The following is an 8,809-nucleotide window of genomic DNA, read 5'->3' as shown; positions in this document are numbered from 1 at the left end:
CCCGGCGGCCGCGCGCGGCCGGGCGGAAGACGTCAGGCGTGGGCGGCGGCGAGGGCCTCGTCGGGCGTCAGGGCCGCGCCCCGCGCGAAGGCGGCGGAGAAGGCGGCCTCGCCGAGCAGCTCGCGCGCTTCGGCGGTGACCCGTGCGGCGTCGGGCGTGCGGGCCGCCGCGCCGCTCTGGAGGGCGGCCGCGGCGCCGAGCAGGAAGGCGGCCCGTTCGGCGTCGCCCTCCCGCAGCGCGACGCCCGCCAGGCCGACGACCGCCTCCGCGCGCTGCATGAAGATGGCGTGGTCGAACGACATGTCCAGCGCCCGCCGGTGCAGGCGCCGCGCCGCCTCCAGGTCGCCCTCGGACGCGGCCACCCAGCCGAGCCCGACGTGCGCCGCCGCCCGCGTGGCCTGGGCGAGGAACCGCTCGCTGCCGAACGCGTGCACCGCCGCCTCGTAATGGCGGCGCGCCTCGGCCAGGTCGCCGCGCAGCCGCGCCGCGTCGCCGAGCCCGTGGTACCCCGCCGCGATCTTGTCGGGGGCGCCCGACCGGCGGGCCAGCTCGACGGCCGCGGTGAAGTCCGCGACGGCCGCGGCCGCGTCGCCGTCCTGCAGGGACAGCTCCCCGCGGCGGCACAGCAGGTCGGAGGTGTCCTCCAGGGCGCCGAGCGGTTCGAGCAGGTCGAGGGCCTCGTTCAGCAGGCGCCTGCCGCGCTCGCGGTCGCCCCGCCAGGCGGCCAGCTGCGCCAGCAGGTCCAGGGAGTTGGCCATGCCCCACCGGTCGCCCACCGCCCGGAACCCGGCCAGCGCCGCCTCCGCCTCGGCCTCGGACGCCGCCATCCGCGAGCCGAACTGCAGCACGTACGCCTCGCTCATGCGCACCAGCGCGGACGTCCACGGATCCGAGCCGATGATCCGCTCGTACGCCTCGGGGTCCTCGTCGACCGGCCCCCTGGTCAGCGCCCACAGCACCAGCGTCGCGGGATGGCGCAGCTCGCGGCCCAGGCGCGGCAGCGCCGCCGACGCCGCCCTCAGGAGCGGGTCGGCGTCCGCGCCGGTCACGGCCCCGCCCGTCACCGCGTTGGCGACGCAGGCGACGAACTCCTCCTCCAGGCCCTCCGGCGGGACGGCGCCGATCGCGCGCAGCAGCTCGGCGGCCAGCACCGCGCCTTCGACGCGGCCGCGCAGCCACCAGTACCACGACAGCGCCGCCACCAGCCGCAGCGCCAGGGGCGGGTCCGCGCGCACGCAGCGGCGCAGCGCCGCGTGCAGGTTGCCGTGCTCGGCGGCCAGCCGGGCCAGCCACTCCAGCTGCGCCGGGCCGCGCAGGTGCGGGTCGGCGGTCCGCGCGAGCTCCAGGAAGTACTCGGCGTGGGCGCGGCGCATCCGGTCCCGCTCGCCCGCCTCCTCCAGCCGTTCCGCGCAGAACGCCCGGACGGTCTCGAGCATGCGGTAGCGGACGCCCGCGGCGGCCGGTTCCGGCTGCAGCAGCGACTTGTCGGCCAGGCCGGTCAGCAGCTCGTCGGCGTCGGGTTCGGGCAGGCCGCAGACGCGCGCCGCGGCCTCGGGCGTGACGCCGCCGGCGAAGACGGTGAGGCGGCGGGCCAGCCGCCGCTCCGCCTCGTCCAGCAGGTCCCAGCTCCAGCCGACCACGGCGCGCAGCGTCTGGTGCCGGGGCGCGGCGGCGCGGCTGCCGCGCGACAGGAGGCGGAACCGGTCGTCCAGCCGGGCGGCGACCTCGGCCACCGGCAGCGTGCGCAGCCGCGCCGCGGCCAGCTCGATCGCCAGCGGCAGCCCGTCGAGCGCGGCGCAGATCCGCAGGACCGGGCCGACGGTGGCGTCGTCCACGGCGAACCCGGGCCGCACCGCCGCGGCGCGGTCGGCGAACAACCGGACCGCCGGGTACCGCAGCGCCTCCGCGGCGCTCGGCCGGACGCCCGGCTCGGCGGGCGGCACCGCCAGCGGCGGCACCGGCCGCAGCGACTCGCCGGTGATGCCCAGGGCCTCCCGGCTGGTGGCCAGGACGCGCAGGTCGGGGCACGCGCTGAGCAGCCGATGGACGATCCGCGCCGCGTCCTCGACCACGTGCTCGCAGTTGTCCAGGACCAGCAGCATGCGGCGGCCGGTCAGCGCCGCGACGAGCCGCGCCACCGGATCGGGATGCTCGGACGGCTCGCCCGGAGCCTCCGGACGCACCGGGCTCTCCCGCAGGCCCAACGCGCTCAGCAGCGCCTTGGGCACCTCCGCGCCGGAGCCGAGCGGCGCAAGGTCGACGAAGCACACCGGGCCCCGCACGCGCGCCGCCGCCTCGACCGCCAGCCGCGTCTTCCCGGCCCCGCCCGGCCCCAGCAGCGTCACCAGGCGCACCTCGGCGAGCAGCTTGCCCACCTGCCGCAGCTCCTCCTCCCGCCCCACGAAGCTGGTCAGCTGGGCGGGCAGCCCGACGTGCTCGGAAGGGGCCGGGGAGGCGGGGGCGGAGGGACGCGGCCCCAACTCACCGCGCAGGATCGATAGGTGCAGGGCGGACAGTTCGGCGGACGGGTCCGCGCCCAGCTCGTCGGCGATGATCCGACGGCCGTCCTCGTAGACGGCGAGGGCTTCGGCCTGCCGTCCGCTGCCGTACAGGGCCCGCATCAGCAGGCCCCGGGCGCGTTCCCGCAGGGGATGCGCGTCCACGACCTCCCGCAGGGACGCCACCAGTGACGCGTCCTCGCCCAGCGCGAGCGCGGCTTCGGCGTGGTCTTCCACGGCCGCGATGCGCGACTCTTCCAGGCGCGCGGCGTGCCCGCCGTGCAGCGGCACGTCCGCCAGCGCCGGACCGCGCCACAGGCTGAGGGCCTCGCGCAGGGACGCGGCGGCGCGGGCATGGTCGCCGTCGGCCAGGGCGTCGCGTCCCTCCCGTGCGAGGCGTTCGAAGCGGTGCACGTCCACGCACTCCGGGGCGACGGCCAGCCGGTAGCCCGCCGCGGTGCCTTCGACGAGCGCGGCGTCGCCCAGGGCTTTGCGCAGCCGCGACACCTGGGACTGCAGCGCGTTCGCCGCTCCCGCCGGAGGGTGCTCCCCGTACAGTCCGTCGATGAGCCGTTCCGCGGGGACGACGCGGCCCGCGTCGAGCAGCAGCAGCGCCAGGAGAGCCCGCGCCCGCGGTCCCCCGACGGGCAGGACGCGCCCGTCGTCGCGGCGCGCCTCCACCGGCCCCAGAACGCCGAACCGCATGGCGGTGATTCTCCCGCACCGAGCGGTCCGCCGTGCTTCACGAGCGTCCGGTCATCGCCGCAGTCCGCCCCCGGCCTCCTCCTCGCCGTCGCTCAGGCCCAGCTCGACGTCCAGGTACTCGTCCTCCGGCCACAGGTGGTCGGCCAGCCAGGCCAGGTACTCCTCGTCGGCGGGGTCGAGGACGGCCGTCATCGACTCGGGATGGCCGCACATCCCGTCCGGCGCGCCCGGCGTCGGCGGCGCCGGCGGCGGGGCGCTCCGGCGCGCGGCAGGGCGAATCCACCGGCCGGCCCACAGCAGGCAGGTCAGGGAGACCAGCAGGATGACCATGATCACGCCGCGCCGCCCTTCCGCGAAGAACCTTGCGTAAGGAGCAAAACAAGGGAACGCTACAAGACTCGGTCCTTCGGCGGGGAGACCGACATGCCGTGACACTCCGTCGCCGCCGCCGGCGCGATGCGTGAAAGTGTACGCCCGCGCCGCGTTCCAGCAGGTCAACCGGCCTTCGCGTCGTCCGGTGCCGGTGCTGGGGCCCGCCGTCGTCGGCCGCGGACGCGACAGGGCCCCGGCCGACGGGCGCGGCCGGGGCCCCGGTGTCAGAAGAAGATCTCGGCCTTGGGCAGGCGGACGGCCGACGGGCGGGCGCCGCTGGAACGGGGCGCCTCGACCCGGACGAGTCGTTCGGTGGTGAGCCGGGCTCCGCCGCCGGGCGGCGGACCGCTCGCCTGCTCCCGCGTCAGGAGACCATCGCTGCGGCAGCGGCGGGGCGAAGGGGCTCGGTGGGGCGGTGCGGTGCGATCACACGGCCGTCGGGCAGCAGTTCGCCGGTGTCCTCGAAGAGGACGATGCCGTTGCACAGGAGGCTCCAGCCCTGCTCGGGATGGCTGGCCACGATGCGGGCGGCGTCGCGGTTGACGCTGTCCGGCCCTGGACAGGGCGGCTGGTGGACGCAGGCCGACAGACGGTGAGCGGACACGGGAAACCTCCACGGACGTCCTAGTGATTTAGGACATACCTGAAGTTTGCCGACCGGCGTCCGAAAACAGCAAGCCAAGGGCGGATTCTTTACCTGCCGGACGTTTAGCGGACCGCTCAGGCGAGCATGTCGCCCGCTTCGCCTCCCGTCTCGTCGCCGCCCGCCACGTCCAGGCCCACCACCGACCGGCAGCCCGTGCAGATCCATTCGCCGACGACGGCCTCGGACCCGGTGCCGTAGGTGAGATACGGCCGGTCGACGCGGCGGCGGCGCATTCCGTGGCCGCAGGTCGGGTGCAGCAGCCTGCCGCAGTGCGGGCACGGCCACACGTCCTCGCGGCGCAGGCGGCAGTGCGGGCACAACGGCGACTCGTAGGGGGCGGGCAGGTCGCCGGCGCCCAGCTCGTCGCGCCACTCCCGCTCCAGGTCCAGGTACTCGTCGTCGGGCCACAGGTGGTCGGCCAGCCAGGCCAGATACTCCTCGCAGTCGTTGGCGAGGGCGGTGCTGAGCGACTCGGGGTGGTCGGCCGCGCGGGGGGCGTCCGCGGGTCCGGCGGCGCCGGCCGGGGCGGCAGACGGCCGGGGGGCGCGTCCGGTCGCGAGCCACGCGGCGGCCAGCAGCGTCAGCAGGCCGAGGAGCGCGGCCGCGGCCATGCCTGTCGCCGTGGCCATCGCGTTCTCCTTTCGCGATCTTGTGGGCGGAGGGGCAAGATCAGGAAAGCGGTCCACAAAACGCTGCGAACGCTACAAGAAAGGCTGTTAACGGAAAAGTCGATCAGAAAAGAATCTTCGGCGGGATCGGGCGGGGACCGCCGTCCGAAACCCCGGACCCGTCCCGCGCGCCCCCGGCGGCCTGCGGAATCGGCGCGCGCGGACGCCCCGTCCGCGCGGCGGACGGCGTGACGCATCTCTCTCGGGGGCGGGCGGTGCGTCGGCGTCCTTAACTTCGCTTTCGCCCCCGCTTGCTGTGATCGTCCCGTGCCGTCCGGCGGAACGGCCGGACACCGCGAACCGGAGAGCGAGGACGGCGAGCATGAGTCTGAGCGGACGCACCAAGATCCTTATCGCGGCGGCCGGGCTGGCGGGAGCCGGGGCGCTCGCGGCCGGGGGCGCGGCGCTGGCCGACACCGGGCCGCAACCGGCCCGCACCGAGCTGCGGATCGTCGACTACCAGTACGACGACCAGGCCCACAAGGACGAGGCCTGCCCGTGGCGGGACGGGCAGGCCCCGAGCGAGGCCGCCGACACGCGATGAGCGGACCGGAGAGACACGGCCCGCCCGGCACCCCGTACGACGGGAACGGCAGTCCCGAGGGGCGCCCGGCGGGGGAGCGGCGGGACACGTGGGCGGACGATCTCGTCACGGCCGGCGGCGGCCCGCGCGCGGCGGGGGAGGCCGGCCGCATCGACGCCGGCCGCATCGACGCCGACCGGGTCCGGCCGCCCGCGAGCGCGCTCGCCGAACGCGCGCTGTTCGAGGTCGCACGGGTGATCGTCGGCCAGGACCGGTTGATCGAACGGATGATGGTGGCGGTCCTGGCGGGCGGCCACTGCCTGCTGGAGGGCGTCCCGGGCGTGGCCAAGACGCTGGCCGCGCGGACGCTGGCCGCCGTCGTCGGCGGATCGTTCGCCCGCCTGCAGTTCACCCCCGACCTGGTGCCCGCCGACGTCGTCGGCACCCGCATCTACCGGCCGTCCACGGAGAGCTTCGACGTCGAGCTCGGGCCGGTCATGGCCAACGTGGTGCTGGTCGACGAGATCAACCGGGCGCCCGCCAAGGTGCAGTCGGCGCTGCTGGAGGTGATGGCCGAACGCCAGGTCAGCATCGGGGGCCGCACGTTCCCGGTGCCGCGGCCGTTCCTGGTGCTGGCCACGCAGAACCCCATCGAGTCCGAGGGCGTCTACCGGCTGCCGGAGGCGCAGCGCGACCGGTTCCTGCTCAAGATCGACGTGGGCTATCCGACCGAGGCGCAGGAACTGGCCATCGTCTACCGGATGGGCGTGCGGCCGCCCGCGCCGAACCGGATCCTCGACACCGGCGAGGTCGACGCGCTGCGCGAGGCCGCCACCGGGGTGTTCGTGCACGACGAGGTGGCGCGGTACGCGGTGCGGCTGGTGGCGGCCACCCGCGACCCGGTCGCCCACGGCGTTCCGGAGGTCGCGGGCCTGCTGGCCTACGGCGCGGGGCCGCGCGCCTCCCTCGGGCTGGTCGCGGCCGGGCGGGCGCTGGCCCTGCTGCGCGGCCGCGAGTACGTGCTGCCGGGGGACGTGCGGGACCTGGCCGGCGACGTGCTCGCCCACCGCCTGGTGCCGTCGTTCGACGCGCTGGCCGACGGCGTCGACCCCCGGTGGATCATCGACCGGATCGTGGCGGCCGTGCCCGCGCCTCGCGTCGCCCCGGAGGAGACCGGCTCCGGAGGGAAGGAGGACCGCGCGGCATGAACGCGACCCCCGCCCTCCGGGACCTGGCGCCCGAACACGCCCTGCGCCGGCTGGAGCTGACCGTCACGCGGCGCCTGGACGGGCTGCTGCAGGGCGACCATCTGGGGCTGCTGCCGGGGCCGGGGTCCGAGCCCGCCGAGGGCCGCGCCTACATGCCCGGCGACGACGTGCGCGCCATGGACTGGAACCTGACCGCGCGCGCCGCCGCCCCGCACGTGCGCGACCGCGTCGCCGACCGGGAGCTGGAGACGTGGGCGCTGGTGGACGCCACCGCCAGCATGGACTTCGGCACCGGGCGGCTGGAGAAGCGCGACCTGGCGGTGTTCGCCGTCGCCGCGGTCGCGTTCCTCACCGAGCGGACCGGAAACCGCGTCGGCGCCCGCATCCTGCGCGACGACGGCACGGTGCGCGTCCCGGCGCGGACGGGGCGGCCGCACCTGCTCGGCCTGCTGCGCACGCTGCTGGCGACGCCGCGCGGCGTCCCCGGACGGGGAGGCCGCGGGAGCGCCTCCGCGTCGCTGGGCGCCGCCGCCGAGCTGCTGCGCCGCACCGAGGGCCGGCGCCGCGGCCTGGTCGTGGCGGTCTCCGACTTCCTGGACCCCGTGGAGTCCTGGCGGCGTCCGCTGCGGCTGCTGGCCGCCCGGCACCAGCTGCTGGCCGTCGAGGTCGTGGACCCGCGCGAGCTGACGCTGCCGGACGTGGGGATGCTCACCGTCGTCGACCCCGAGACGGGCCGGCGCCGCGAGATCCCCACGGCGAGCCGCCGCCTGCGCGAACGCTACGCGGCCGCCGCCGCCGAGCAGCGCGCGGCGATCGCGGCGGGCCTCCGCGCGGCCGGCGCGGCGCACCTGCGGCTGCGCACCGACGGCGACTGGATGCGCGACCTCGTCCGGCACGTCCTGGCGCACCGCAGGACCGCCGCGGCCGCTCCGCACCCGCGGGCGGGGGCGGCCTCGCCCGCGGACTTTCCGGGAGGGGGCGCGCCGTGAACTTCCTCGAACCGACGCGGCTCCTCCTGCTGCTCGCGCTGCTCCCCCTGATCGCCGCCTACGCGGTGACGCAGGTGCGGCGTGGCAGGTACGCGGTGCGCTTCACCAACCTGGCGCTGTTGGACAGGGTGGCGCCGACCCGGCCGGGCTGGCGGCGCCACCTGCCCGCGGCGGCGTTCCTGCTCATGCTGGGGCTGTTCGTCACCGGGTTCGCGCGCCCGACGGCCGACGTGCGGGTGCCGCGCGAGCAGGCCACGATCATGCTCGCGGTCGACGTGTCGCACTCCATGCGGGCGACCGACGTCGCGCCGGACCGGCTGACCGCCGCCAAGCGGGCCGCGCGCGCCTTCGTCGAGGAGCTGCCGGAACGCTTCAACGTCGGCCTGGTCGCCTTCTCCGGGACGGCGTCGGTGGTGGTCCCGCCGACCACCGACCGGGGGGCCGTGCTCGCCGGCGTCGACCGGCTGACGCTGGGGCCGCGCACCGCGATCGGCGAGGGCGTGATCGTCTCGCTGGACGCGATCGCCGGGTTCGGCGCGCAGTTCGGCGAGCAGGCCCCGCCGGGGCGCGTCGTCCTGCTGTCCGACGGCACCAACACCGCCGGACGCAGCCCCCACGAGGCCGCCCGGCGCGCCGTGAGCGCCGGGATCCCCGTGTCGACGATCGCCTACGGCACCCCGGAGGGCGTGATGTATCAGAACGGCGTGCCCGTCCCCGTTCCCGTGGACGGGCCCGCGCTGGAACGCCTGGCGCGGGAGACCGGCGGCCGCCACTACGAAGCCGCGTCCGGCGGCGAGCTGCGCCGCGTCTACGAGGACATCGGCGGCAGCATCGGCTACCGGGTCGAGCGTCGGGAGATCTGGACGTGGTTCGTCGCCGCCGGGCTGCTGCTGTCGGTCGCCGTGTCCGCGGGGTCCCTGCTGTGGTTCTCCCGCCTCCCGTGACGTCCGTCCTGAGCACCGGAGGAGCATGATGACCCGCCAAGCGCACGGGGACGCCCGGTTCGGGCTCGGCGAACCGCGCGGCCCCGACTTCCTGCCCGCCCCGCCGCCCATGCCGGCCCGTCCCCCGGACGGCGGCCCCTTCCACGACCCGGCGGAGCCGGCCCTGTGGGCGGCGCCGGGCCGGCCCGGCGCCGCACCCGGACGCGGCCCGCACCTGCGGGGGCCGGGCCGCGCCGTCGCTGTCGCCGTGCTGGCG

The 8,809-nt window shown here is 76.6% G+C and carries 8 protein-coding genes and 1 pseudogene; 5 read left to right on the top strand and 4 right to left on the bottom strand.

The window, feature by feature from the left end; all coding sequences use genetic code 11:
• Positions 1-32: 32 nt before the first annotated feature.
• The 4 genes from AR3_RS27745 to AR3_RS27730 all read right to left on the bottom strand — a co-directional run bounded on the left by AR3_RS27745 (position 33) and on the right by AR3_RS27730 (position 4,850).
• A complete protein-coding gene (locus AR3_RS27745; RefSeq protein ID WP_067918413.1) occupies positions 33-3,203 on the bottom strand; it encodes an AfsR/SARP family transcriptional regulator in 3,171 nt (1,056 codons plus the stop codon).
• Positions 3,204-3,254: 51 nt separating this feature from the next.
• Positions 3,255-3,533, bottom strand: coding sequence for a hypothetical protein (locus AR3_RS27740; RefSeq protein ID WP_227023274.1), 279 nt, complete (start codon positions 3,531-3,533; stop codon positions 3,255-3,257).
• Between the two features lie 406 nt (positions 3,534-3,939).
• Positions 3,940-4,179 (bottom strand): DUF5999 family protein, encoded by a 240-nt coding sequence (locus AR3_RS27735; protein ID WP_227023263.1) that lies wholly within the window; start codon positions 4,177-4,179, stop codon positions 3,940-3,942.
• Positions 4,180-4,295: 116 nt separating this feature from the next.
• Entirely contained in the window at positions 4,296-4,850 is a 555-nt protein-coding gene (locus AR3_RS27730) for a hypothetical protein (RefSeq protein WP_067918409.1), read from the bottom strand.
• Between the two features lie 361 nt (positions 4,851-5,211).
• On the opposite strand from AR3_RS27730, the gene AR3_RS27725 reads away from it, so the two are divergent.
• The 5 genes and pseudogenes from AR3_RS27725 to AR3_RS27705 form a co-directional block, all read left to right on the top strand.
• Positions 5,212-5,433, top strand: coding sequence for a hypothetical protein (locus tag AR3_RS27725; protein ID WP_067918407.1), 222 nt, complete (start codon positions 5,212-5,214; stop codon positions 5,431-5,433).
• Positions 5,430-6,620 carry an AAA family ATPase gene (locus AR3_RS27720; protein ID WP_083952159.1) on the top strand — a complete coding sequence of 397 codons (1,191 nt, stop codon included), beginning with the start codon at positions 5,430-5,432 and terminating at the stop codon, positions 6,618-6,620. The genes AR3_RS27725 and AR3_RS27720 overlap by 4 nt, the downstream gene beginning before the upstream one ends.
• Complete coding sequence (locus tag AR3_RS27715; protein ID WP_067918405.1) at positions 6,617-7,609, top strand: DUF58 domain-containing protein; 993 nt, start codon at positions 6,617-6,619, stop codon at positions 7,607-7,609. The genes AR3_RS27720 and AR3_RS27715 overlap by 4 nt, the downstream gene beginning before the upstream one ends.
• Positions 7,606-8,553: a VWA domain-containing protein gene (locus AR3_RS27710; RefSeq protein WP_067918402.1), complete on the top strand. Its 948-nt coding sequence runs from the start codon at positions 7,606-7,608 to the stop codon at positions 8,551-8,553. The genes AR3_RS27715 and AR3_RS27710 overlap by 4 nt, the downstream gene beginning before the upstream one ends.
• Before the next feature lie 28 nt (positions 8,554-8,581).
• Positions 8,582-8,809 (top strand): annotated as a pseudogene (locus tag AR3_RS27705) (hypothetical protein); the annotation flags it as partial.

It is taken from the genome of Actinomadura rubrobrunea NBRC 15275 (assembly GCF_001552235.1).
GTDB classification, from domain to species: Bacteria; Actinomycetota; Actinomycetes; order Streptosporangiales; family Streptosporangiaceae; genus Spirillospora; species Spirillospora viridilutea.
The sequence above is the reverse complement of the archived record's forward strand: the minus strand, read 5'-3'. Positions and strand labels throughout refer to the sequence as shown.

Bases quoted from the DNA above. Each gene is read 5' to 3' on its own strand.
- AR3_RS27715 (WP_067918405.1), top strand. From the start codon at position 6,617: ATGAACGCGACCCCCGCCCTCCGGGACCTGGCGCCCGAACACGCCCTG.
- AR3_RS27720 (WP_083952159.1), top strand. From the start codon at position 5,430: ATGAGCGGACCGGAGAGACACGGCCCGCCCGGCACCCCGTACGACGGG.
- AR3_RS27730 (WP_067918409.1), bottom strand. From the start codon at position 4,850: ATGGCCACGGCGACAGGCATGGCCGCGGCCGCGCTCCTCGGCCTGCTG.
- AR3_RS27740 (WP_227023274.1), bottom strand. From the start codon at position 3,533: ATGGTCATCCTGCTGGTCTCCCTGACCTGCCTGCTGTGGGCCGGCCGG.
- AR3_RS27745 (WP_067918413.1), bottom strand. From the start codon at position 3,203: ATGCGGTTCGGCGTTCTGGGGCCGGTGGAGGCGCGCCGCGACGACGGG.
- AR3_RS27725 (WP_067918407.1), top strand. From the start codon at position 5,212: ATGAGTCTGAGCGGACGCACCAAGATCCTTATCGCGGCGGCCGGGCTG.